This window comes from Haliscomenobacter sp., from assembly GCF_965225875.1.
GTDB lineage: Bacteria > Bacteroidota > Bacteroidia > Chitinophagales > Saprospiraceae > Haliscomenobacter.
Map to the genome: position 1 here is coordinate 2,247,388 of NZ_CBDDBS010000002.1, position 25,300 is coordinate 2,272,687.

The 25,300-nt window shown below is 45.3% G+C and carries 16 protein-coding genes; 7 read left to right on the forward strand and 9 right to left on the reverse strand.

Features of this window, described 5'->3' with window-relative positions:
* Positions 1–334: 334 nt before the first annotated feature.
* The gene (locus ACO08K_RS11660) at positions 335–3,385 is read right to left on the reverse strand and encodes a sensor histidine kinase (protein ID WP_421796569.1); all 3,051 of its coding nucleotides are present in this window, start codon (positions 3,383–3,385) and stop codon (positions 335–337) included.
* Between the two features lie 100 nt (positions 3,386–3,485).
* Positions 3,486–3,980: a hypothetical protein gene (locus ACO08K_RS11665; RefSeq protein ID WP_421796571.1), complete on the reverse strand. Its 495-nt coding sequence runs from the start codon at positions 3,978–3,980 to the stop codon at positions 3,486–3,488.
* Positions 3,981–4,067: 87 nt separating this feature from the next.
* On the opposite strand from ACO08K_RS11665, the gene ACO08K_RS11670 reads away from it, so the two are divergent.
* Positions 4,068–5,483 carry a peroxidase family protein gene (locus ACO08K_RS11670; protein ID WP_421796572.1) on the forward strand — a complete coding sequence of 472 codons (1,416 nt, stop codon included), beginning with the start codon at positions 4,068–4,070 and terminating at the stop codon, positions 5,481–5,483.
* A 21-nt stretch (positions 5,484–5,504) separates the two neighbouring features.
* Here ACO08K_RS11670 and ACO08K_RS11675 read toward each other — a convergent pair whose 3' ends face one another.
* The 4 genes from ACO08K_RS11675 to ACO08K_RS11690 form a co-directional block, all read right to left on the reverse strand.
* Positions 5,505–6,263, reverse strand: coding sequence for a LytR/AlgR family response regulator transcription factor (locus tag ACO08K_RS11675; RefSeq protein WP_421796573.1), 759 nt, complete (start codon positions 6,261–6,263; stop codon positions 5,505–5,507).
* Positions 6,264–6,359: 96 nt separating this feature from the next.
* Entirely contained in the window at positions 6,360–6,947 is a 588-nt protein-coding gene (locus tag ACO08K_RS11680; RefSeq protein WP_421796574.1) for a Crp/Fnr family transcriptional regulator, read from the reverse strand.
* 260 nt (positions 6,948–7,207) lie between these two features.
* Positions 7,208–11,728: a T9SS type A sorting domain-containing protein gene (locus ACO08K_RS11685; protein ID WP_421796575.1), complete on the reverse strand. Its 4,521-nt coding sequence runs from the start codon at positions 11,726–11,728 to the stop codon at positions 7,208–7,210.
* Positions 11,729–11,981: 253 nt separating this feature from the next.
* Positions 11,982–12,752: a TerC family protein gene (locus ACO08K_RS11690; RefSeq protein ID WP_421796576.1), complete on the reverse strand. Its 771-nt coding sequence runs from the start codon at positions 12,750–12,752 to the stop codon at positions 11,982–11,984.
* A gap of 136 nt (positions 12,753–12,888) precedes the next feature.
* Between ACO08K_RS11690 and ACO08K_RS11695 the strand changes: the two genes are divergently transcribed.
* Positions 12,889–13,965, forward strand: coding sequence for a trypsin-like peptidase domain-containing protein (locus ACO08K_RS11695; RefSeq protein ID WP_421796577.1), 1,077 nt, complete (start codon positions 12,889–12,891; stop codon positions 13,963–13,965).
* A 157-nt stretch (positions 13,966–14,122) separates the two neighbouring features.
* Here ACO08K_RS11695 and ACO08K_RS11700 read toward each other — a convergent pair whose 3' ends face one another.
* The 3 genes from ACO08K_RS11700 to ACO08K_RS11710 form a co-directional block, all read right to left on the reverse strand.
* Entirely contained in the window at positions 14,123–15,166 is a 1,044-nt protein-coding gene (locus ACO08K_RS11700; RefSeq protein WP_421796578.1) for a PmoA family protein, read from the reverse strand.
* 64 nt (positions 15,167–15,230) lie between these two features.
* Positions 15,231–17,297, reverse strand: a complete 2,067-nt coding sequence (locus ACO08K_RS11705) for a S9 family peptidase (protein WP_421796579.1) — start codon at positions 17,295–17,297, stop codon at positions 15,231–15,233.
* 114 nt (positions 17,298–17,411) lie between these two features.
* A complete protein-coding gene (locus ACO08K_RS11710) occupies positions 17,412–18,320 on the reverse strand; it encodes an alpha/beta hydrolase (protein WP_421796580.1) in 909 nt (302 codons plus the stop codon).
* A 175-nt stretch (positions 18,321–18,495) separates the two neighbouring features.
* Here ACO08K_RS11710 and paaZ point away from each other — a divergent pair, with 175 nt between their 5' ends.
* From paaZ to ACO08K_RS11735, 5 genes are all read left to right on the forward strand, one after another.
* Positions 18,496–20,553 (forward strand): phenylacetic acid degradation bifunctional protein PaaZ, encoded by a 2,058-nt coding sequence (gene paaZ / locus ACO08K_RS11715; RefSeq protein ID WP_421796581.1) that lies wholly within the window; start codon positions 18,496–18,498, stop codon positions 20,551–20,553.
* A gap of 104 nt (positions 20,554–20,657) precedes the next feature.
* On the forward strand, positions 20,658–21,419 hold the full coding sequence (locus ACO08K_RS11720) for an enoyl-CoA hydratase/isomerase family protein (protein WP_421796582.1): 762 nt from the start codon (positions 20,658–20,660) through the stop codon (positions 21,417–21,419).
* Between the two features lie 31 nt (positions 21,420–21,450).
* Positions 21,451–23,520 carry an alpha-ketoacid dehydrogenase subunit alpha/beta gene (locus ACO08K_RS11725; RefSeq protein WP_421796583.1) on the forward strand — a complete coding sequence of 690 codons (2,070 nt, stop codon included), beginning with the start codon at positions 21,451–21,453 and terminating at the stop codon, positions 23,518–23,520.
* A 197-nt stretch (positions 23,521–23,717) separates the two neighbouring features.
* Positions 23,718–24,242: a hypothetical protein gene (locus ACO08K_RS11730; protein ID WP_421796584.1), complete on the forward strand. Its 525-nt coding sequence runs from the start codon at positions 23,718–23,720 to the stop codon at positions 24,240–24,242.
* Positions 24,243–24,330: 88 nt separating this feature from the next.
* Positions 24,331–25,290 (forward strand): SRPBCC family protein, encoded by a 960-nt coding sequence (locus ACO08K_RS11735; protein ID WP_421796585.1) that lies wholly within the window; start codon positions 24,331–24,333, stop codon positions 25,288–25,290.
* Positions 25,291–25,300: the final 10 nt, after the last annotated feature.

The following is a 25,300-nucleotide window of genomic DNA, read 5'->3' on the forward strand; positions in this document are numbered from 1 at the left end:
GGGCCGGACAATACTGGGGCAATAGTTTATTAATTATTTAACTAGGATTTTGGGACAGTATTTCTCAGGAATTCCAGGCTGAATTTGTAAACCATAACGGATGTGGAAAAAACACCTGTTTGTTGAAAACAATCGAAGGATTTAGAGATTGTATTTTAAAGTGTTGGCATGTACAGTCAACCTTAGTAATTCTTGTACATTTTACTCAGCTTCTAAATCAAAATTACAAGTTGCAATTTGATGATGAACCCAAGAATATTTCAAACTACGTGAAAATTGAATGAATGGAGTGTTTCAACAAAGCAAGCAGTTTATAACAATTAGAATAACAGCTCTATATTGCCTTATAAGCCAAAGGCAAACGTATCTCTATTCTGAACCCCGATCGAGAAGGGTCTTTGTCTGCTAAATTGAAAGACTTTAAAGAGGCTGATTCTTTACCTGAATTAGGAAGTAAGGCTAGACGCCGCTGGGTGATCTCAATTGCTTTAGATTGATGAGTATTAGCTGATTCTTTTTTGATAAACCCGTCCCCATCGTCTTCGACGACAACTTCCAACATGCCATTATTTTGACTAAAGTTTACCCTGATTTTACCTTGCCCATTCTTTCTTTTTAGTCCATGTACAATTGCATTTTCTACAAACGGTTGAACAATCATAGTGGGAATAAACACGCCATCGGGATCTAAATCTTCGGCAATGTTGATCTCGAAATTAATTTTATTTTCGAAGCGAAGCGACTCTGTAAGCAGGTAGGATTCCAATAAGTCTTTTTCCTCTTGTAAACTCAAATTGGCCTTGACTGAATCAGTGAGTATTTTGCGCATCAACTTGGCAAAGTTACTGATCAAACGATCTGCTTTGTCTATATTTTGCTGAATGATATAGCTTTGAATTGCGGAAAGGGAATTGTAAATGAAATGTGGATTCATTTGTAAGCGCAGCACCTTGAGTTCGGTTTCAGCCTGCTCTTTCAGCCGTTTGATACGTCTTCGATGAATGCCATAAGAGAGGAATACAATTGAAGCAAGCAGCAAAAAATAAAATAGGTTTGTTTCATGCCACTTGGGTTGAATGTAAAAAGAAAAGCGGAGTGCATGCTCTTTTTTCATCCACAATCCATCTGAGTTCGCAGCAATTACTTCTAAGGTGTAATGCCCTTTAGAAAGGTTGGCCAAAGAGAGTAAAGGTGTAGTGCCTAAAGAAACCCAGGGGGATTCGTTGTTTCCTTTTTTTAGAAATGACCTTTTGGTTAAACGATATTTAAATTCATTTTCATCTGGACTAAGGTAATCAATGTTAATGAATCGAAAAGAGAGGTTTCTTTGGTTAGGTTTAAATTTCCAGGAAGTTAAGCGATTGACATTCAAATGTGAAAAACTTTCTCGGCCATTGATGCTTATCCCATCTAAGAGTAACCTAGGTTGGATGGTGTCAGTATTCAAGCGTTCAGGGTCAATCATGGTGATTCCATAGGTCCCTCCAAAATAAAGTTTGCCAGTATGGTCTCGAAGGGATCTATTCGTAAGGAATTGACCGCTCATGATTCCATCGCTCGCTGTAAACTTTCTGATATTTTTAGGTTTTTTTGGGTCTAATTTTAGCAATTGCTCATTACCACATAACCATAGATAACCCTTCTGATCTTGCAGTACTCCATTGAGGGCAGCATTTAAAAACTTGTATTGTCTATAGCTGTTGTCAAAACTCCAACTCCCTTTGGTTTTAATTAAATGCATCAACCCAAGGGAAGATGATAACCAATATCCATTTTTAGTAATATCTTCAATTAGATTGTTGATTCTACCAACATTGGTCAAATTAGTTTCAAATACCAGACTCTGACCCCTTATTTTAAATATGGATAAATCTTTGGTCTCATGATTGATAAAACAATTTCCTTGTTTATCAACAAAAATTGTATTGATAGAGCCAAGTGCAAATGCTGAATTTTTGGGGCTGCTTAACTGCAATTTTGAAGCAACCCTGTTTTTGAAATCTATTAAAAAGAAACCAGCATTAGTACTAGCTAACGCAAAGCCATTGGGGAGTTTTGCAATTTGTTGGATCGTTCCTCCAGTAGGAATAGATTTTTTTGACTCTAAGGCTTGTATGTTTTTACCATTAACTCCCCAAACAGCTCCCATAGCATCGGTAACTAAATGGCTTGAATTAGGTATGTTAAGCGTATTTTTGCTAATCAGATGGTCGTCTTCAAAACAATAAACGGCATAGGCATCACCCATACTAGCCCAAACTCTATTATCATGATCAACGACTATACTATTAACATCATATTGCCGCTGAAATGAGTTAACTCTATCTGGAATCAGGTGCTGAAAAAAGTATTTATGCAAATTGGTGTGGTAAATTCCCGAGTTCCAATCAACCAACCATAAATTATTCATCTGATCAATAAAGGATTTGTCCAAACTCAGAATGGGTAGATATTTTTGGTCAATTTTTATGTATTTTTCAAGAGGAGTAAATGATTTTTCCTTATCAAATAGGTAAAACCTAGCATCTATTGCTCCAATCCAAAGCTTATTTTTTTTAAATATATTGACATCAAAAAAACCTTTTTTCCCAGCCGGAGGTGGGTATAAACTTTTTATAGTGTCCTTGACTAAATCATATTTGATCAGGCCACTCATGGAGGCAATCCACAAAATCGAGTCTGCTTCATTGGTTAAATTGGCAATCATATGCGGAGAAAGTCTTCTTGATGTTCTATCCTTATTTTGTTGCAAGTATTTCAAATAAAAACCCTTTCCAAAATAGGAGCCAGCAATCATTTTAGGTTGACCTTGTGCATCTTGGATGACCTTTACTCGCTGAAATTTTGAATCCAGCCTGGTTTTAAAAGTGGCTTTTCCAGGATTGGTTCTAGATAAAACATACCAATTCGGGTCGGCATAAATCCATATTTCATTGCTCTTATTGATGTAAAATAGTTTTGGTAGTGCTAAATATTTTTCTTCAGAAGGGCTGTAAATTCTATAGGAAGAGATTGTGTCTGTTTTATTGTCAATTCGATGTATTCCACTTTGAGTAGAAAACCAAAAGTCTCCTCCCGCATCTCCAAATATGTTACTGGTTATAATTGGATTATGGCTGAATATTTTATTGTTGGGTTTATACAATTTTACTTTATGGCCATCAAACCGATTGTAACCGTCGGTGCTGCTGATCCAGAGGTATCCATTTGCGTCCTGATGAAAAAAAGATGCTTGAAAGTCAACCAGATTCTGACTTTGACCCAAATGTTTAAAGACAAAATTCCCTAAGCTGTCTTGTGCATCTATTGGCACAAGTACAGTACAAATTAAAACTATGCTTAAGTATTGTATCCGATTCAAAAACGAAACATAGGAGCTGGCCATAAATTGTTCTTTCCAGCTCCTAAATTAAGAAAAAATAGAGATAGGTATTAAATAGTAGTGATTAACATTTATTATTACTCAAATCTTGAGTAATAATCTATTAATTCACTGGAGGGGGTGTATGCCAGGGGGGGCAATCGTCTCTAGGTGGACACTCGGATAGCGCAACAAAATTGGCACCCGTGGCTTGATAGCTACCACGTTCGTCATTTGTAGCCACAATAGCCATTGTAAAACTTGATGCATTTGTATCAGGGTCTAAAGGCCCTACAGGGAAGAGTTCTTGGATTAGCTCATCCAAGTTAGGAGTAGCTTCTTCTGAACTGCTGCTTACATAAACCAATAGACCTGTTCTTTCAGGGTTGGTATCAAACAATTCACCATCTCTCTCAACCACCCCTAATGCTCTTAAAAGCTCTTTTTTAGGCATAAACACACTATGAGGCATCAAAATTTTTCTCTGCCTAAATGCTTTATAAATTAAGTTGACTTGTTCCTTAAAACTTGCCAATTCACCCTGATTTGAAAAATCAAGAAGCCTAACTAGAGGCGAAAAATTATCGTCTGCCATAATTAATTTTTTTTTATTGTACATAAAATTAAATAACTTTGATAATAAACTACATCAAAAACCAATGAAATGCTCTGCGGAGCTAATATAGTTCACTAAAACCTCAATAAAATGTCACACTCTGATTCCAACTTCAGTTTTAATGTCCCTAATTCTCGATCTTTTGAACGTGGGAAGTTCGGACGTATGTTTCCCAGTTTACCTCAAGCTCGTTTTAAGCCTGAATTAATCAATGCCATCGCTCAGAAAATGCGTCGTTTTGACGATGAAAACCCTACTGATGATTTAAATTCCATACCAGCAGGCTATACTTATTTAGGGCAATTCATCAGCCATGACCTAACTTATGACCCAACTTCTATTTCAGAAAGGCAAATAGATCCTGAATTTTTATGGAATTTTAGAACACCAGCACTTGACTTGGATTCATTATATGGTTCCCATCCAAAAGTTAACCCAGTCTTTTATGCGTCCGATAAAGGTTATTTCTTATTGGGGAAAGACGGAAAGGATTTATTCAGAAAACCGATCGAAGACGGTGGTGATCCAATTATGGCGGTGATCCCAGACCCAAGAAATGATGAAAATAAAATAATTGCCCAAATTCATCTGTTGTTTCAAAAACTGCATAATTTTTTTCTAAAGAAAACAAAAAGGTTTGATGAAGCTCAAAAATTAACCAAATGGCATTACCAATGGATCATTCTGTATGATTATTTACCGCGCATTCTTGATCAGGAAACTTATCAAGAAATATTCGAATTTAGTGCACCCTATAACGTCAAAAGAAAATATTATGAGTGGAGGAACGAACCGTTTGTTCCAGTGGAATTTGCCGCAGCAGCATTTAGGTTTGGCCACGCAACAGTAAGAAACGCATATAAAGTTATTAGTAGAAAAAATATTCAACAGCAATCAAGAAAGGCTAGGAATTCGAAGCCTATACAGAGTACACTCCGATTAGAATCGTTGATGAATCGGAATACAAGCGATGTTGAAGTTAACATCGACCTCTCTTTGTTTTTTGGCTCCCGTGCACAACGCAATCACCTCATTGAACCAAAAATATCAGCAGGCCTGTATAATATTCCCGGGCTTGAAAATTTAGATAATGGATTTGAGTATAGAAATAGCTTGCCATTTCGCACAATAAAACGTGGTGAGATGATGGGATTACCTAGTGGAGAAGACGTAGCAAAAGCGTTGAATCAAAAAGTTATTCCCGTTGATCTTCAACGAGGTGACCCTAGATTTAATGTACCATCTTATGAGGCAGGTTATACACCTACACCACTTTGGTATTACATTTTACATGAAGCCAAAGAGTATTCTGACATTTACCAAAAAAGTTCCAATACTTTGGGCCCGGTGGGTAGTATCATCGTTGGAGAGGTAATAATTGGTTTACTGCAAGGTGATAAAAACAGCTACATCAACCAAGACCCCAATTGGGTTTCACCCTACTGGGGAAAAGATTTTGATATGGAAAAACTAGTTGAAGGCCCTCCAGATTATGACAACTGGTAAGGTTTAAAACCAGACCTGAAATCACAATTTCCTTAAACGCATCAATAACTCTTCACGATATTGTTCGGAAACAGGTATCTCGGCACGATCTGTCATGACCACACTTTTGTCTCCTCTTAAGTACCTTCTTACCTCTTTTAAATTAATCAGGTGAGAGCGGTGGGTTTTCATAAACTCACCATAGGGTTCCAATTGTGGGATGTAAGTGCCGATATTACGACTAGAAATGATTTTTCTACTTTCTTCTTTTAGAAAAAACTGGGTATTGATACCCTCCGCCTCCAATCTAATCAGTTTCTCGATATCTATGAAGAGTATACCCTCAGAGTCTGGAATGCTGAGTCGACTAGGGCGCACATTCTGTTTCAAGTTATTAAAAGCTTCTATTACCAGTTCAATCTGTTTTTTATACTCCCGCTTATTTCGCTCTTTCCGAACTTTTTGAATCACTTCGACAAACTCTTCTTGGTCAACTGGTTTTTGCAAAAAATCCAAAGCGCCCAATCTGATCGCTCTAGCTGCATATTTTTCAAAACCAGTTACAAAGACGACCATAAAGTCAGGTTCAGCAAACTTTTTCAGTAAATCAAAACCCGTTTCACTTCCGATCTCCACATCCAAAAACACTAAATCCGGTTTTTGGCTAAGGATCATTTGATAAGCATCTTCTACATTGTCTGCTTGTCCACACAATTCGATGTCGGCAGCATATTTTTGCATATAGCGCTCTAGAATTGGAGCAATGATGTCCAATTCATCATCAACGATTATTGCTTTCATGCTTTCCCCTCTTTTGTAATTATGATTGCGTAGTGCGCTCTTTTGTTCTAGTGAAGTAAAAATACACAGATTTAGATATTTTCGAGCCTATCAACTTCATTTCCGCCCCTTCTTCTTTCTTATCCTGCTTACATGTACCTCGGAAACCCCAATAAAAGAAGCCAATACATTAAGTGGTACACGCTGGGCCAGATCGGGTTGTGCTTCCAAAAAACGATCCAAACGTTCCCCAGCATCCATGAGCAGAAATGTTTCGATGCGGTATAAAGAATCCAATAATTGGCGCAGGACAATTTGATAAATGTCGAAGCAAAATTCGTGATCGTCCAGTTGTTTTTGCAGTACCTGGGCATAGTCCAGCTTCAATATTTCAGTATCTTCAATACAATCAATTTCCTGATTACTCGGCATTCGGTTGAACAACATATCAAAATTGGTGGCTAATGCCTGCTCTGGAATCAGAAAGATGTTGACGGGTTTGTCATTTTTGAGGTAAAAAACCTTCATCAGCCCACGTAAGACGATACCGACTACTGGTTTTTGTTCTCCGATTTTTAAAAAGGAGCTGCGTCGCTCTAATCTTACAACTTCACCCATTTGCATCAGCTTCTCTGCGGTTTTTTGAGGCATAAAGCCATTGGCGCAGAGTAGGGAGATGTACTCTTCCGTTCTTGCTTGGTCCATATTATTTTCGGGGAATTTTCACCGTGTGAGGCAGAAACATAGTATGACGCAAAAAATTACTTCCCGATTTTTTTGAGGCTTTTGAATAGAAAGCTCACTTGAAATGAAGCGTTCGACTTCCTATTCAAAACCCAAATCGGGAAGTTAATTTTTCTACGTTACTTAAGAAGAAAAATACAAGTAATCCAACAAGTATAATACAAAGTGGGGAGAAAATGTACATTCGCTCCCCACTTTGTGTTGTACCAGTAAAAAATCAATCAATCCAGGACTATCATTTTACGGGTAGCGGTGAAACCATCTGCTTCCAGGGTATAATAAAGTACCCCATTGCCCTTGAAGGCTTCCGCATTGATGTTGATCCGGTTGCTTCCTTTGGCAAACAAACTGCTGTTTGACCACAACAAACGCCCGGCTACATCCCGAATACTTAGGGTCGCATGAGTGGCCTTTGGCAGGCTAAACTCTATTGTGGTTTCTTCTTTGAATGGATTGGGCGTGTTTTGTTGTAGCAAGGCTCCGGCTGGGCTCACCTGGGCCTTACCCCAATCCAACTGCACCCCAATGACTTCGTCACTATGGGTATAGGCTTCAGCAGGAGTGCGGCGGCCATTGAGCTGAAAAGCTTCTGGAAGATTACCGCCAGCTTTTGCTTTAAAGTGAAGGACCAATAAGGTTTCCTCGGAGGCGAGTTGTTTGCCATTTCCGGCCCAGCTCAGGGTAATGGCTCCATCCCGGGCAAAAACGCCAAGGTTTTCGGCTTTGATGCGGTGGTATTCCAAGTTTTCCAAAGCCAACAACTTTGGATCAAAGTTTAGCGTGAATTGATATCCCTGTACGGAAGCCAGTTCCGTGGAGCTCAATGCCAAAGTCAAACTTTCTCCCGCATTAAAGTTTTGCTGCACTTGGTTAAGTTGTTCTGCTTTGATGTGTAGAGCCTGGCTATTGCGCAAGGAACTGGCAGTTGCCGTACTTTTGGTAGCACTACCATTCACATCCCCCATTTTAATCCCTACAAAATCGCTACTAGCTTTATCTTTCAGGTCATTGATGTTGATGAACTGCGGAAACTCCTCTTTCCAGGGGTTGCTTGGGTCGGGGAATTTGTAAGACGAAGGTATAAATCGCCAACTTGGCGCAGCAGGGAATTTATCTTCGATCCCGAGAATCAATTTGCGCACCAAAATCACGTCGATGGTGGTAATGGTTTTGGAACTGTTCACATCAGCAGCAACGATTTGGAAAGGATCTTTGAAGAGTTGGCTTCCCAGGATATGTTTTTGGATTTGCACCAAATCCAGGGTAGATACGCCGTTCAAATAAGCTTTATCGTACTGCGGGGTAATGGTGTAATCTGCTCCTAGTTGTAATTTGGAGAAGTTAAATTTGCCCGTAGCATCCGAGTTCTGGCTTTGACTGGCATTGCCGCTAACTTGGACATTTATGTCGGAAAGTGGTTCAGCATCCAAAGTGGTGATCAAACCACTGATTTCGCCCGTATAACTCGCGCCTGCCGGGCACACCTTGCGGTTGTCTTGCACAAGGAGATAGGTCACACAGAAATCGTGGTTCCCTGCCTCGTCCCAGGCGTGAACTTCAACATTGATGGTGACCCCTGCATCAGCACAGGTCAAATTCAGCCCAGTTTGTTTAGGGTTGGGTGTTTCGCCTACCCGGTTGATCGAGTATTTGGTTACCAATTTCAGCCCGTTTAGCGTTTCAGGGCCTTGTCCATTACAATCGTAAATTTTGGACGCAACAAAATCCGTAGCCCAAACCGAAATCATTCCCCCACCATTGCCATCTGACATCAGGTCGGTGCTCAAGCCATTCGTACAAATTGGTGCGGGGCCTTTCAAGTCACGAATTTCGAATGGAATCCGCGTAGGTAAGCTAAGGTTGCCACATTCATCACGAACGACCACAATCAGATCATGTTTGCCTTCAGGCAAATCGCGAATCGTCACTTGATAAGCATTGCCAGCACTCTCCCGGATATTCCAGCGCGGAGTGGCGTAAGGAATCATCAAACCAGGATCGAGCGTTTGGAAAGGTGCTACCATCAGTTGCGCCCGCTCCAATTCCACTTTATCGGTACAATTGTCCTTGGCCGTAAAATTGATGATCGCATCTGCTTTACAATCCGTGGGTCGGGAAGGAATTTTATCCAACTTGGGAATATTCACCAAAGGCCTTTCTTCATCGTAAACCTTGATGATTTGGGTATACATAAAGGAGTGGAAATATTCACCAGTGGGTCTGCCCAGTTCGCTACCTACGTAGGCTTGGTCGCAGAAGGCAGGAATGAATGGTATATCCACATTTTCCGCTGGAACCAAATTTTGGGACAACCAAAATTCCTCATTACCATTCTTGTCTTTGTCTCTTACCAAAACATAAATAGGTGCTTTGCCATAATTGTTAAACACGGCCCGATCTACCGAATACACGTGATCAACGCTCATCGGGTCGCCACAACGGTCATCATAAGCACACCAGTTCAATACCGTAAACGTGCGGAAGATTTTGTAACATTCATTATCAGAGGCATCATAACGTTTATCGATTACATTGACCGTAAGCAGGTCGCAGGCGAGCTCGTCTTTGACCAAACTATCCACCAATGGTTTGGCGCAGGTTTTTTGATCTGCATCCTTGGGAAAACAAATGTTGTATTCATGCAGCGGCAAAACTTTAATGATCTGCGTACAGGTGGTCGACATTGGTCCTTTGGTCGATTGTTTGGTAATGGTCCAAATGCGCTCAATGGTACCAACACCACATTTCAGTTTTTTGATGACTTTGTACGTCGTATCGACGTTGCTTTCACAGTCATTTCCACTCAATACAATTACATCTCCGAAGCAACTGTTGGCCGCAGCCTGATCGTCTATTGATCCGATACATTTATCCGTACAAAAAATGGTAGCATCGTAGGGAGCCGCACAACGTGGTGCAATTTTATCTTCCAATAATATCTCAGCCCAGGCAAAATTCCGATTGCCACTATTGTCTTCACCCCACAACTCAATGGTTACTTTTGCAGCCAAATCACAACAGAAAAAATCAGCACAAGCCATTAAAGGGCTGAACAATCTTCCATCATCAGCCTTCACAAAGGTTTCGCCAAAACTGGCCAGCTTACCATCTCCATCATAGTCAAATCCGTCAGCTTTGGTCCAGTCACCATCTGCGGGGAGTGGGTCCAGGGTTCCATTGTTATTGCTATCATACCCTTTACCGATGAAAGACTGTACGCAGCTTTGTGGCACATTGCGCCGTACCTTCATCCATTTCAGGTTACAATTGTCTGAAGAGCCTTCGTTCACATCTCCTACACAAGCCTTGGCGTATCCTCGGATGCTATTGAGGCCATTGCTCAATGAAACGTGCAGCTCATCGTTGATCACCATAATCGGCGAAATCCGGTCTGCAACCGTAATCATCACTGAATCTTTCACACTGTTGTAACAGGCATCAAAAGCATCAATGATCACCCAATGGCGGCCAGGATTCAGGCCACCGAGTGCACCGTTGGTAATGGGATAAGTAGTCTCAAACCAGGGTTCACCAGGTTTTTTAGTTGCTACAAGAAAACCCTTGGTGTATAAATCTTCACTCTTGACTTTAACACTCAGGTTGGACAAGAAACAATTGTCGATTACATCAACCCCAATTGCTTCTTTTAGTCCCTTAACGCTTAGAGGGATAGAGGCCTCACAATTGATCGGTCCGGTAGACAATTCAACCGGGTGATGCGGCATGCTGATTACAGGTGCTTCAAAATCCCCAATTTTGATCAACACGTGGAAGGTATCCACTATGCCTCCATTGCACCAATCAAAAATGTAAATCTGGCGGTCAATTTTTAATCCCCGTCCATCGCAGATGGAGAACTCCTGGTCTTTGATCTGCATGGAGTAACTACAGGGTTGTTTATCCAGAAACATGGTGTCGATAACCGTACCGGACAAGCCACGTTTTTTAATTGCAAATGGAGTAACATCAATGCGTCGAATCAAGGCCTTATTGGGCGTGCAAGAAGCATAGGTTACAACCCGGTCGTAACCCAGCGTATCCGGTCCATTGAAATAGAAATCAGAAACAGGCGGACGACAAACATTGATGGTTTGAACCGTATCGATGAATTTTCCTTTGCAGTTGGTGGCTACCCAGGTGCGGAAAATACGCGCATAGAGACCATTTTTGGCCAAAGAATCACAGCCGTACACGATGAGTCGGTCACTCCATTTAATGGTAAGTGGGCAATCAGGGTCGCAGTTGGCGAATTTTACAATACCCAGGTTGGGGACGTTGTCCTCTACCTCAGAGTAATTCAAAAGTGTGCCCGGAATCAATTGGCGAGGGCTACTGGTACGAGTGGTGTGGCCAATGGTTTTGGGGTTATTTAGAATGGTTTCTATCTTATTGCAAATAACTGGAGTTGTATCAAACTGCACTAGGTCTACCCGGGGCATGTTTTTATCTTCAACAGCAATGATCCCCCAGCAGCCTTCAGGGTTACAGATGGGATGGCTCAAAAAATACTTGAGCCGTTGCCCGGCGTGTTCTCCGGTCAGGCGGTTGTTGGTTACGGCTTTGCCACTTTTGTCGGTGATCAATAATTCCATACCATCCGGATTACAATCTATGGCATTGAATTCGGCGACTATGTTGGCCGTTACCTTGAAGGCACAATCTGCTCCAAGGGTAATTCTCACCTCATCCAAGCAGGCAACACCACTGAATGATTTTTTCTGCTTTGCACTAATCTTTGGCACGGAATTTGGTGCGACAGTATTAGCACCTTTTTGGTTTTTCACCCAGGTGTGCTGCCACAAGAAGGGAAGAAGTAGGAAGCTTATTCCAAATAATGATGCTTGAGCTGCACTTGACAGCTTCGGGAACCACTTTTTCATGAGATCAATGATTTGCAAAAAAAAACACTTAAAGATAGTCACAATTTGACAAAAACAAGCGTAAGTCAGTGTAAATACCTAAATTAGAGTAGTCAGCTCTCTACTATTTCGAAAATTATTTTCTCCGTTCCGGCCAGTTAAAAAAATAGGCACTGGCCAGAGGCAAAACAAACAAGGCTACTGTCAAAATCGAAGTGTACAGGTCGGCAGTTTCTCCGTCGGTAAGGATAGCCATAGTCGACCCCGGGAAATAATGACTAATCGCCGACAAGGTCAATTTCAAGCCCAAAATACCTATCACGATAAATGCGACGGTTTCCAAAAAAGGAAAGCGTTCCATCAAACCCACAAAACCCTGTGCCACAAAACGCATCGCCAAAATGCCGATAAAAACGCCTATTACAATCAATTGAATCCGGTCAGTAAAGGCTACCGCTGCAAAGACATTATCGATCGAAAAGGCCAGATCCATCAATTCCACCAATGCTACTGTCGCCCAAAACTGCCCCAGCGACCCCAGCGTGGCACGGTACAACCAATTGGCTTTTTTATCAACATAGTCGTCAGATGGGTCATCTGGAGTGGATTTCCCTTTAAAATAGCTGTACGTCAGGTACAAAAGATACAAACCTCCTACTGGCTTTAACCACCAAATTTGGACCAACCATGCCGCGAAAATCAGGCAAAGGCCTCTGAATACATAAGCACCAATGATGCCATAACGCAGGGCCCGACTGCGTTGATGGGCCGGTAAATCCATGACCATTGTGGCCAAAACCGCGGCATTGTCTACCGAAAGCAGACTCTCGATGATGATGAGATTGAGCACCACTAGGAGGCCTGCTTGGATATCGGAACCAAAGATGTACTGTAAAAATTCGGTCATGCCGTATGGTTTTAAAAGCGCAAAGATAGCTCCTTGCCCTAAAAAACAAACAGCTCAGGAACGGAAAAGAAATAAAAGCACAGATTTTAAATTCACTATTCACTATCTTTCAGCCGCAAATTTTATTAAGTATAGCATGCAAAACGCCATCGACCTATACCATTCTGTCGTTATTGAGATCGCCACACCTTACTTCATTGGCACTGGATTCTATCTGCGTGATGCTGGCATCATTGTCACCAATGAGCATATTGTGCGCGACAACCGCGAGGTAGTGATCAATGGTGTGCATTTTCCCAAACAATTAGCCAGGGTTTTGTTCATTGATGAGCGGCACGATCTGGCCTTTGTTGCGGCTCCGGCTACCGATACGCCGAGCATCAAACTAGGAGTGGATAGCCCCGTTCGCCAGGGTGATACGGTGGTTGCAGTTGGTCACCCATTTGGATTCAAATATTCTGCTAGTCAGGGCATCGTATCCAATACGCGGCATGAGATCGAGCAGATTTTGTACATCCAGCACGATGCAGCCCTTAACCCAGGCAACAGCGGCGGCCCATTGATCAATGAAAAAGGTGAAGTGGTCGGCGTCAATACTTTTAAGGTAAAAGATGGCAACAGCATTGGCATCAGTTTGCCGGTGCAACACCTGGCAGAGGCTTTGGCTGAGTTTCAAAAAGGAAATGGCCAATTGGGGGTACGGTGTCATTCTTGTAGCAATGGCGTATTCAAGTCCAACATTGAAGGACAGTATTGCCCCCATTGTGGTGCTAAGTTGAGTTTGCCTGATGGGGTTGAGGAATTTGACCCCATGGGCGTGGCTGCTACATTGGAAGAAATGATCGAACAAGCAGGGCACCAAGCCCCACTTTCCCGTTCTGGCCCCAATTGTTGGACCATCACTCAGGGCAGTGCCAAAATCAATATCCACTACCACGAAGGCAATGGCATCATTACGGGCGACGCCTATCTTTGCTCCTTGCCCAAAACCAACATTAAGCCACTTTACGAATTTTTACTGCGCCAAAATTATATCCTGGAAGGGCTTTCACTCAGCATTAAAGACCAGGCCATCATCCTTTCGCTGATCATCCATGATCGGTATTTGAATGTTGAAACGGGTCTCAAGATGTTCCAAAACCTGTTTGAACAAGCGGATCACTATGATAATGTTTTGGTTGAGGAGTACGGTGCGGTGTGGCGCACGGAGTGAAGGATTGCTAAAGCGACATAATTTTTATCACAGAGGAAAAACAAAGAGGACACAAAAGACACAAAGCGTCGTCAACGTCTAACACTGTGTCCTTTGTATCCTCTTTTTTCCCTTTGTGATAACAAAATGCCGCTCAGGTTCTATGCTAACTTTGCGATCACTTCCCCCCAAATTCCTTCGCCAATCCATTGATCTCCTCATCACTCAATTTCCCGGTAGCCACCACTACCCGGTACTTAAAGGTCACCGATTGTCCTGGTGCCAATTTGAGGTTGAGTTCATCTTTGCCATTGGAAAAAATCTTGGCACCCAGCGGATTCGCAGCAAAAAGCCCATACCCCCGCGCATGCCAATAGGTCGGATATTTCAGGTTTTGTGGATGATCGATGATACAAACGGCAATGTCCTCATTGCCAATACGGCCACTTAGGTTCATCCATTTGCCACGGGTACTCCACACCTTTTCGCCTTCGATCCCTTCGCTGCTGCGGTAATTCCCGGTGATGTTGGTGTTGTCCATTTTTTCTACCCGGGTTACAATGCCGTTGGCATCCACAAAATTATCAGCTGCATTGGAAGGGTGCTCCAATTCGCGAGCCAGTCGAATGGCGAAAAAACCATCTTTTACATCTTTAAAATGCACGGTATCTCCCTGAGCAGTAAGGGTAGTACTGCGGTCGATGATGCGTAGATTTTGGCGGGCATAAAAGTCGAAGTCCGTTTTTTCAACCAACACATGTTTGCCCTTGCCATCCGACAAATACCAATCGGTGCTTACCGACAAAGAACCTTTTCCTTTGCCACTTTTGGTTTTGAGTATCGCTTTGTGTTTGATGGTGCCGTATTTGGAGCGGTCTTTAATGGCGGTGGAATTGTTCCAAAAATCATTACCATTGACTGATTCGTAATTGAGCCAGATGCCAACATGGTGGGGGTGATCCACTCGTTCACCAGCACGGGGCATCATCGGGTAGCCTCGGGTTACCATCGTACCCTGAGGGGTGTATACGGGGAAAAGTACCGGTTTTTTGAGCACCGAATCACTCGGATAGATGTAGGAAGTGAAGGGTTTTCCATCCACCAAAATGTCGACTTTCCGTTCACCCGGCTTGGAGACGACATTTACTTTTTGGGCAGAAATTTGGGTCATGGTCGTTAAACAGCAGAGGGTAACAAGCCACTTGGCAAGACTATTTTTCATTGTTTTGTTTTTGAAAAGACGACTGGAATGAATTAAACCTGTACGGCAAGGTAAAGATTTTGCCCTACTCCCCCATCACCACATCCTCCCCCCACAAATATTTATTGAACCATTCCCAGTTGTGCCACATGGCTGCCAATCTTTCCTTTGGCTTAGTGATGCCATGGCCAAAACCTTTGTACACCACCAATTTTGCGGGTACCCGATTGTCTTGTAAGCCTTGCAATAACTCATATGCATTCGCAAGGGGCACCCGACGATCGAACTCCCCATGCTGAATCAGGGTAGGCGTTTTGGCGTTCCTGATGTTCGTCATCGGCGAGGTTTTTTGGTAAATCTCCGGGTCGCTCCAGGGCGTAGCTTGCAGGTATTGGCGCGTAAAGGGGTGGATATCGGTGTTGACGTAATAAGTCATCCAGTTGGAAATACCAGCGCCTACCGAAATCGCTTTGAAGCGGTCGGTGTTGGTGGTCAGGAATGCCGAGATGTAGCCACCCTGGCTCCAGCCCATACAGCCCATACGGTTTTCGTCTACCATGCCTTTGGCAATGAGGTGGTCTACCCCCGACATCACGTCCCACATATCGCCTACCCCTAGGTTGCGCACGTTGAGTGAGCGGAATTTTTCGCCATAGCCTGCCGAACCCCGATAATTCACCCGCAACACCAGGGCTCCTTTTTCCAGCCATTGGATTACCGGATAAACGCTGCCCGGTACTGGCTGAGGCAAGTCAATACCAGTCGGGCCGCCGTGGATCATCACCAGCAATGGGTATTTTTTAGCGGGATCGTAGTTTTGCGGTTTGTGAAGCACTCCTTCTATTTCGGCACCGTCTTTGCTTTTCCAACGAATCACTTCACTCAGCGCAGTTTTCCAGCCCGCAATTTGTTTGCTCATCTGGGTTATCTGCACAGGCTTGAGAACCGAAACTGGCGTTTTGAAAATTTCACCGAGGGTGGTAGCACTGGAGCTGCTATAAGCCAGGGTTTTGCCGTCTTTTGAAAAACTGTAGCCGCCCAGCACTTCGTTCCCACTGAGCAATGCTTTGTATTGCCCGCTGAGGGGGTCAAGTTGGAAAAGCCACCTTTTGGCACCCTGAAAAGCAGTAAAAAAGACGCCCGCAGCATTCCAACTCAAAGCACTGATGTCTTCATCAAAGTACTGAGCCAGTTGACTGGGTTTTCCTCCTTGCAAATCGACCACCAGCACCTGATCGTTTTTGTAATAATATGCCGTAGTGTCATTCAGGTTGCTGGTGTACAGGATCTTTTTGGAATCGGGAGACCAGGCCGCAAAATTGTCCACGGATGGATTTTTCACACTGAAAACCACTTTTTTGCTCGCCACCTCCATCACCTCAATATCGGAGTAAAGCGAAAAATTGATCAATGGATTGGGCTGTCGGGTGTAAGCGATCATTTTCCCATCCGGCGACCAATCAAAGTTGCTGATGGTAAAGGGGCCTTCGGTGAGGCGTACAGCTTTGGGGTAATTGATGCAATCGCTTTTTTTGCTTGAATCCTTTTTCTCTTCGTAGCAAGGCATTTCATTCGGTGAGGGGAGCAAATCGGGCTTAAAGTCCAATAGCCAAAGGTGAGAGAGGCGGTATTCTGCATCATCAGCAGCCCAGCCCCCAAAGCGTTCCTTGCGTTTTTTTTCTTCTTTACTCTCTGGGTCTTGTTTAAAGAGGGCAAATTGTTTGCCATCCGGCGACCATTCAAAACCGCCTATCCCATCTTCTTCAAAACTCACTTGTTGCGCTTCACCACCATTGGGGCGAATTACAAAGATTTGATTTTTATCGTTCCGACTGCTGCTGAAAGCGATCCATTTCCCATCGGGCGACCACTTCGGGGAAGTACTGCTGCTTTTACTGCTCCGGGTCAACTGAAAAGGTTCCTCTCCATTGCGCGCCAGCCAGATTTCGGTATCGTAGCCGTTTTCTTTCCAGTCCGTACTGGTCACGGTATAGAGGATGTGTTGACCATCAGGAGAGAGAATGGGAGTGCCCACATTGCGCAGCGCGATTACTTGCTCGAAACTTGTGCTGGCTCCTTTTTGGGCAAAGGTTGGATTGAACAGCAAAGCACTAAGTGCCAACACCAACATGGATAAGGTGCTCTTTTTCATCATCAGTCGGTTTTATTTAAGTTAGGAAGTTGAGGGTTAAGAAGTTGAAGCTTCGCAGTGACTTAGGGCTACCACTCTAAACTCCTCAACTTCTAAACTCCTCAACCAAAAATATTATAAACTCTTCAACCAATTCCCCAGTCGATCAAACCACTTATCCGTAGTCGTTGGATTGTTCATACCGTAGCCATGTCCCCCCTTTGGGTAAAGGTGCATTTCTACTGGAATTTTAAACTTGTTGCAGGCCTGGTAAAAAGCAATGCTGTTGTCCACTTTCACCGTTCCATCATCGGCGGAATGTACCAAAAAGCTTGGTGGCGTAAGAGCCGTTACTTGAAGTTCATTGGAAAATTTGAACTGTTGGGCCGTGGTATGTTTTACCCCCAGCAAATTATTCCGGGAGCCCCCGTGTGCCAATTCGTAGCTGAGACTAATGACCGGGTAAATCAGAATGGCAAAATCAGGCCGAACACTGGTCGTATCCTTTTCATTAGGATCAGCATTTTCGTAAAAGTGAGTCGCCGCAGTGGAAGCCAGGTGCCCGCCTGCCGAAAAGCCCATGATCCCCACTTTGCGCGGATTCACCTTCCATTTCGCCGCATTGTTGCGCACCAGACGTATGGCTTGTTGGGCATCCTGGAGTGGGGCAAGACTTTTATCAATACAGGAAGTGTCCAGTGGCATACGGTATTTGAGCACAAAAGCAGCCACACCTATGGCATTAAAAGCCTTGGCAACGTCGAACCCTTCATGGTCAATGGCGGTGCCCGAGTAGCCGCCTCCGGGACAAATTACGACGCCTTGCCCATTTGGTTTTTGTGGAACATAAACAGTTAAAGTTGGCTCAACGGTACCGAATATAAACCGGGTACCATTTGGCCTTTTGTCAACTCTTTCCTTTGCCGCTGTGGGTTTTGAGTTGGGAATGGGGCCTGGATAAAGTGGAATTTCAGAGGGTGTTTGTGCATTGGACATAACACAGATTAAGTTGAGCAAAATTCCAATTTGAAAGATCTTTAGCATGATGCAGGTGGTTTAAATGCTTATTGTTTGTCTGAAATTAAAGGTAAAATACAACCTCCAACCTGAAAGCTTACGACAAAACACAAATTAATTGTACTGAATTCCAAAAATCACCTACCTTTGCAAACGAACATTCATTCGTATTACTCAGTTCGTGACCAAATAGAACCAAAACATGTCTACCAAGCTCCACAATTACTTACAGGGAGCCTGGGTACCCCATGATGGAGAGGGTATCCCTCAATTTGACGCCATCGATGGTACACTCATTAGTACTTGCGGGAGTGAAGGGTTGGACTACAGTGCCACCCTCCACTACGCCCGCAAAGTGGGTGGGCCTGCCTTGCGCAAAATGAGCTTTCAGGAACGCGGGCGAATGCTCAAGGCACTGGCCTTGTTCCTCAATGAACAAAAGGAAAAATACTATACCTTAAGTTATCGTAGCGGTGCCACCCGGGCCGATAGCTGGATCGACATCGATGGGGGCATCGGCACGCTCTTTGCCTACGCCAGCCTGCGGCGCAAGTTACCCGATACCCGCTGGTACCTGGATGGCGAAGCGGCCAAATTGTCGAAAGAAGGTAGTTTTATTGGCCATCACCTCATGGTGCCCAAACACGGGGTTGCCATCCACATCAACGCCTTCAATTTCCCAATTTGGGGTATGTTGGAAAAATTGTCGGCAAATTTGCTGGCAGGAATGCCCGCCGTAGTCAAACCCTCCGAAGTTACCTCGTATTTGAGTGAAATTATGGTGCGCGACATCATCGCCTCCAGCATTTTACCTGAAGGTGCACTACAATTGGTTTGTGGCAGTGGAGTTGGTATTCTTGATGACTTATGTGAGCAGGACGTTGTCACTTTCACCGGTTCGGCAGCAACTGGCCAACAATTGCGGGCTTTGCCCAGCATCATCCAGCACAGCGTTCCTTTCAACATGGAAGCTGATAGCCTCAATGCCATTGTTTTGGGGCCTGATGTAGAACCTGGCAGTGTGGATTTTGATCTTTTCCTCAAAGAAATTCGCCGTGAAATGACGGCCAAAACCGGGCAAAAATGTACCGCTATTCGCCGCATTTTTGTACCTGAGGACCGGATTGAAGCAGTTCAAAATGCCTTGTCCAAAATGCTGGCCCAAACCACCTTGGGCGATCCACGTACTGAAGGGGTACGTATGGGTGCTTTGGTCAGCAAACCCCAGCAGCAGGAAGTCCGCCAACAGGTGGAAAAATTGCTCCAACATTCCAGCCTGGCCTTCGGTAACCTGGACCAATTTGAAGTACTCGGTGCCGACAAAACCAAAGGAGCCTTTTTTGCCCCCATTCTCTTGCGCAACGATCAACCCTCGAAATACACCAATACCCACCAAATTGAAGCTTTTGGCCCCGTGAGCACTTTGATGCCTTACCGCAATTTGGCTGAAGCCATTGAATTGGTCAACCTGGGCAAAGGCTCGCTCGTCAGCACCATTGCCACGGCCGATCCGCGTTTTGCGCAGGAGTACGTCATGGAAGCAGCCCCCTACCACGGGCGTATCCTGATCCTCAATGAAGCTAGTGCGAAGGAAAGCACAGGCCATGGATCACCCATGCCCTTGTTGTCTCACGGTGGCCCAGGTAGGGCAGGTGGCGGCGAAGAATTGGGCGGTTTGCGGGGCATCAAACATTACCTGCAACGCACCGCCATTCAGGGGCACCCAAGCATGCTGGGGCAGATCACCGAAGTTTACCAGGTGGGTGGGGCCCAACCCGAAGCAACAATTCACCCCTTCCGCAAATACTTCGAAGACCTGCAAATCGGCGAAACCCTGAGTACGCACAAACACACGGTCACGGAAAGCGACATCATCAATTTTGCCAACCTAACCGGAGATCATTTTTATGCCCATGTGGACGAAACTGCGCTGGAAGGAACTCCCTTCGAGCGCCGGGTTGCCCACGGCTATTGGATCCTTTCCAAAGCGGCGGGAATGTTTGTAGAACCGCGCAAAGGCCCGGTTTTGCTCAACTATGGCCTGGAAGAATGCCGCTTCACCAAACCCGTTTATCCCGGCATGACCATCGGGGTGCGCCTTACTGTGAAAGAAAAAATCGCCCAAGAGCAGCGCGATGAGAACGATGTGCCCAAAGGAATCGTTAAATGGTTGGTAGAAGTATTTGACCAAACGAATGAGACGGTGGCCATTGCCACTATTCTCACGATGGTGAGAAAAGTTGAGGAGTTGAGAAGTTGAGGAGTTGAGACTACCGCAGCGACTTAGACAGTGCCCTTGTCTAAGTTCCTGCGGTAGCCCCAACCTTCTCAACTTCTCAACTCCTCAACTCCTAACAAAAGTGTATGTCAACAACGATTCAATCCGGCCAGGTGGGCTATCATGTCGAAAATGGAATTGGGGTCATCAGTTTTCATCACCCCGCCCACAACTCCATGCCCAGCCCCCTGCTGCAAATACTATGCGAAACCATTGAGCAGGCCAGTCAGGACCCTGCAGCGAAGGTCATCATCCTCAAAAGTGCGGGTGACCGTACTTTTTGTGCTGGAGCCAGTTTTGATGAATTGGCAGCCATTGAAGATTTTGCTACTGGGAAACGTTTTTTCACGGGTTTTGCCAAGGTCATCAATGCCTTGCGCAAAAGTCCCAAGCTGGTGATCGGGCGTATCCAGGGCAAAGCAGTTGGTGGCGGGGTAGGCCTGGCTGCTGCTTGTGACTACTGCCTGGCCACGCAGGATGCTGCGGTCAAACTAAGCGAGTTGGCCGTAGGTATTGGGCCTTTTGTAGTTGGGCCTGCGGTAGAGCGCAAAATTGGCACCTCTGCCTTTTCCCAAATGGCCATCAATGCTACTGAATGGTACTCGGCGCACTGGGCGATGGAACGTGGTTTGTTCGCCAACGTTTACCCCAGCATTTTGGAACTGGATCAAGGTGTACAAGTCCTGGCTCACAACCTCGCTCAATCCAGCCCCGAAGCCATGCGCGAACTGAAAGCCATTTTTTGGGAAGGAACCAATCATTGGGATCAATTCCTGGAAGACCGGGCCGCCATAAGTGGCAGATTGGTGTTGACGGAGTATGCAAAACGAGCTATAAAAAAGTCCTGACAAAAGGCCAAGCATTCGAACCAAATAAACCATGACCATTATTAAAACCAAATTATCCATTCCGTCCAAAACACTACTTGAAGCCTTTCGACTGATGGCTACCGCCAAAAGTATGTCGGACTTGTACGAAGAAAACTTCAAGCTGGTGTCCAAATACGTCCACGCTACCTCCCGCGGGCACGAAGCCGTGCAACTGGCGTTGGGCATGCAAATGTTGCCCCAGGATTATTTGTTTCCTTATTATCGGGACGACGCCATGTTGCTGAGCATCGGGATGCGGCCTTATGACTTGATGTTGCAATTGTTGGCCAAACGCGACGACCCTTTTTCCGGCGGTCGCACTTATTATTCGCACCCCAGTCTGAGGGATGCCGACAAACCTAAAATCCCGCACCAATCTTCCGCCACTGGCATGCAAGCCATTCCGGCCACAGGGGTAGCCTTGGGCTTTTGGTACAAGGAATCCCGGGCTTTGACCAAAGAATACCTTGTTGACAAACCCATCGTAGTTTGCTCGCTTGGCGATGCCTCCATGACCGAGGGTGAGGTATCGGAAGCCATGCAAATGGCGGTGTTGAAAAAACTGCCCATCCTCTACCTGGTGCAGGACAATGGCTGGGATATTTCCGCCAGTGCCGCTGAAGTACGCGCCCAAAGCGCTGCCGAATACGCGGCCGGGTTTAAGGGCCTGGAAACCCGCAGTATTGGTGGCAACGATTTTTTTGAATGTTACGAAACCCTGCGAGAGGTCATCAATACCATCCGCAAGGAACGGCGGCCATTTTTGGTGCACGCAGAAGTACCCCTCCTGAGTCACCATACCTCCGGGGTGCGCAAGGAATGGTACCGCGACGATATGGATTACCACCTCACCCGTGATCCTTTCCCCTTGTTTTGGAAGCACCTAGTGGAAGAAGGCGTGGCGAGTGAAGATGAATTGGAAAGCATCCATCAACAAGCTCAAGCCCAAGTCCGGGCCGATTTTGCGGCGGCCCAGGAAGCGGAAGATCCCGCGCCTGCTGAACTGTATTTGCACGATTTTGCGCCTACTCCGGTCACCACTGAAAAAGGCCAACGCCAACCCGCCCAAGCTGAAGAAAGCCTGATGGTCGACTGTGCTCTGCACGCCGTAGAGGAGCTGCTGCAAAAATACCCCGAGTGCCTCCTGTACGGGCAGGATGTGGGTATGCGCCTGGGGGGCGTGTTTCGCGAAGCAGCTACTTTGGCCCAAAAATTTGGCAAGGAACGCGTGTTCAATACGCCCATTCAAGAAGCATTTATTGTGGGAAGTACGGTTGGCATGTCGGCCTTGGGACTCAAACCCATCGTAGAGGTGCAATTTGCCGATTACATCTGGCCGGGGCTCAATCAATTGTTCACCGAGGTCAGTCGCTCTTGTTACCTCTCCAATGGCAAATGGCCCGTGAGTTGTGTGATTCGCATTCCAGTGGGTGCTTATGGCAGTGGTGGCCCTTACCACAGCTCCAGCGTCGAATCGGTGCTGAGCAATATCCGAGGCATCAAAATTGCCTACCCTAGCAATGGTGCCGACATGAAAGGCCTGATGAAAGCGGCCTACCACGATCCCAACCCGGTAATCGTGCTGGAACACAAGGGCTTGTACTGGTCCAAAGTAAAAGGCACCGAAGCGGCTAAAGTCATTGAGCCGGATGCAGAGTACATTGTACCCCTGGGTAAAGCCCGATTGGCCCTGGAAGCCAGCGCTCCAAGCAATACGCTCTTTGTGGTCACCTACGGCATGGGTGTGCACTGGGCCTTGAACGCGGCCAAAAGTTACCCCGGCCGCATTGAAATCCTCGACTTGCGGAGCATTGCTCCACTGGATGAAGAAGCAATTTATACCGGAGCGAAAAAACACGGACGGGTGCTGGTGATTACCGAAGAGCCCGTAAATTGTAGTTTTGCCCAAAGCATCGCCGCACGCATTCAACAGAACTGCTTTAAATTCCTGGATGCTCCAGTGGTGACCATTGGAGCAGCGAATGTTCCGGCAATCCCGTTAAGTGAAGTATTAGAAAGAGAGATGTTGTTGAGCGCGGAGAAGGTGGCTGTGGAGATGGGGAAGGTGTTGGGGTATTGAGTTTTTTTGCAGATCGGATTAGCCCTGAAGGGGCGACATCTCTGAAGAATGGGCAGCGCCCTTTCGATAGACAAGAATGATGCACCTTCTCGCCAGCCCTGAAGGGGCGGCATCATCCGGCCAAGAGATGCCGCCCCTTCAGGGCTCGCTCGACGAATAGACGATTCCCTTGTATACATGAACCAATTGCAATTCCAATGAATAAAACCTTCATCCACCTATTTTTATCTTTCATAGTCTTACCCCCGCTCCTCCCCGCGCAAAGCCCGACATCCACTTACGACCCACAAAAAATCAGCAAACCCATCCGCAAAATCGTCAAAGACATTGCCGAGAAAAATGAAATTCATGGAGATGCGGTGTCAATTGTGGCGGCAAAAACCCCACAATATCTCCGGTTTGTGGAATTGTATATAAAGGCAAGCTCGGAAGAATTGCTTGAGCTGGTCGAGCACCCCAATCCAGCTGTTAGAGGTTATGCGTTTTGGGGCTTGGCCAAACAACATTATGAAAAATTGGAAGTAATCATCATGTCGCATGCCGCAGATGAGCAATTAGTCTACCAGATTGAGGGTTGCAAGGGTAGCGAGATACCCGTGATTGATTTCATGTTTTGGGTTGTTACACCAGAAATGATTGATTGGGATTGTAAAAAATTAGCTATCGCTGCGTTAGATAGATTGCAGGAAAGGCGAGGGCTGTTAAAAAAATCAAGAGAGTGATTGGGTAAAAAATTCCCCTTAAAAACTCCAGCAAAATTCCCTACTTTCACACCTACACCCTTGATATAACCCTAAAACCACCAACACTATGCGCCAGCTCCTCCAAAAAATACTCCCTGAAAACGATTTTACTCGCAAGTGCCTCGCCATCGGCGTAACCGTCTTATTAGCAGGGCTATTGACCCTCTGGGGAATTTATCAAATTGGGGAATACGGCCTGGCCTTATTCATGTTGACCCCATTGTTTATCGGTGCAGCGCCGTGCATTTTATACGGCATAAAAAAAGAAATCAGCAGCCGGGAGGCCGCATCCATAGCATTCCTGAGCCTTTTGGTTTTTACCCTTGCCTTAATCATTTTTGCCATCGAAGGCCTCTTGTGTGTTGCCATGGCTGCTCCAATCGGCTTGTTTTTCACCTGGATTGGCAGCCTGATCGGCTACGCCATCATCAAAAACACCCCGGGCAATGCGCCAACCGCAATGTTGGTTCTGCTTTGTGCTATCCCCGGTTTAGCTTTTGTAGAAAAAGAACAAGACATCAAACTGACTACCGTGGTCAGCTCCATTGAAATAGACGCCGATCCTCAAACCGTCTGGAAAAACGTGGTTGAATTCCCTCAACTGGAGGAACCCAGCGAATTCATTTTTAAAACGGGCATTGCCTATCCCATCAACGCCAAAATTGAAGGCACGGGAGTAGGTGCAATCCGGCACTGCAATTTCACCACCGGGAGTTTTGTAGAACCCATCACGGTTTGGGATGAACCCCGACTTTTAAAATTCGACGTGCTCGACCAACCCGAGCCGATGAAAGAGCTGAGTTTTTGGGACATCGATGCACCTCACCTTCACGATTTTTTTGTGTCCAAACAAGGGCAATTTAAATTGACGGCCTTGCCCAACGGCAAAACCCTGCTGGAAGGAACAACCTGGTACCATCACCGCATCAAACCCGCATTTTATTGGCAGTTGTGGAGCAACGAGATCGTCCATGCCATTCATAATCGGGTTTTAACCCACATCAAGAAAAATTCAGAGCAGCAATAAAAACCAGGAA

Bases quoted from the DNA above. Each gene is read 5' to 3' on its own strand.
- ACO08K_RS11660 (WP_421796569.1), bottom strand. From the start codon at position 3,385: ATGGCCAGCTCCTATGTTTCGTTTTTGAATCGGATACAATACTTAAGC.
- ACO08K_RS11665 (WP_421796571.1), bottom strand. From the start codon at position 3,980: ATGTACAATAAAAAAAAATTAATTATGGCAGACGATAATTTTTCGCCT.
- ACO08K_RS11670 (WP_421796572.1), top strand. From the start codon at position 4,068: ATGTCACACTCTGATTCCAACTTCAGTTTTAATGTCCCTAATTCTCGA.
- ACO08K_RS11675 (WP_421796573.1), bottom strand. From the start codon at position 6,263: ATGAAAGCAATAATCGTTGATGATGAATTGGACATCATTGCTCCAATT.
- ACO08K_RS11680 (WP_421796574.1), bottom strand. From the start codon at position 6,947: ATGGACCAAGCAAGAACGGAAGAGTACATCTCCCTACTCTGCGCCAAT.
- ACO08K_RS11690 (WP_421796576.1), bottom strand. From the start codon at position 12,752: ATGACCGAATTTTTACAGTACATCTTTGGTTCCGATATCCAAGCAGGC.
- ACO08K_RS11695 (WP_421796577.1), top strand. From the start codon at position 12,889: ATGCAAAACGCCATCGACCTATACCATTCTGTCGTTATTGAGATCGCC.
- ACO08K_RS11700 (WP_421796578.1), bottom strand. From the start codon at position 15,166: ATGAAAAATAGTCTTGCCAAGTGGCTTGTTACCCTCTGCTGTTTAACG.
- ACO08K_RS11705 (WP_421796579.1), bottom strand. From the start codon at position 17,297: ATGAAAAAGAGCACCTTATCCATGTTGGTGTTGGCACTTAGTGCTTTG.
- ACO08K_RS11710 (WP_421796580.1), bottom strand. From the start codon at position 18,320: ATGCTAAAGATCTTTCAAATTGGAATTTTGCTCAACTTAATCTGTGTT.
- paaZ (WP_421796581.1), top strand. From the start codon at position 18,496: ATGTCTACCAAGCTCCACAATTACTTACAGGGAGCCTGGGTACCCCAT.
- ACO08K_RS11720 (WP_421796582.1), top strand. From the start codon at position 20,658: ATGTCAACAACGATTCAATCCGGCCAGGTGGGCTATCATGTCGAAAAT.
- ACO08K_RS11725 (WP_421796583.1), top strand. From the start codon at position 21,451: ATGACCATTATTAAAACCAAATTATCCATTCCGTCCAAAACACTACTT.
- ACO08K_RS11730 (WP_421796584.1), top strand. From the start codon at position 23,718: ATGAATAAAACCTTCATCCACCTATTTTTATCTTTCATAGTCTTACCC.
- ACO08K_RS11735 (WP_421796585.1), top strand. From the start codon at position 24,331: ATGCGCCAGCTCCTCCAAAAAATACTCCCTGAAAACGATTTTACTCGC.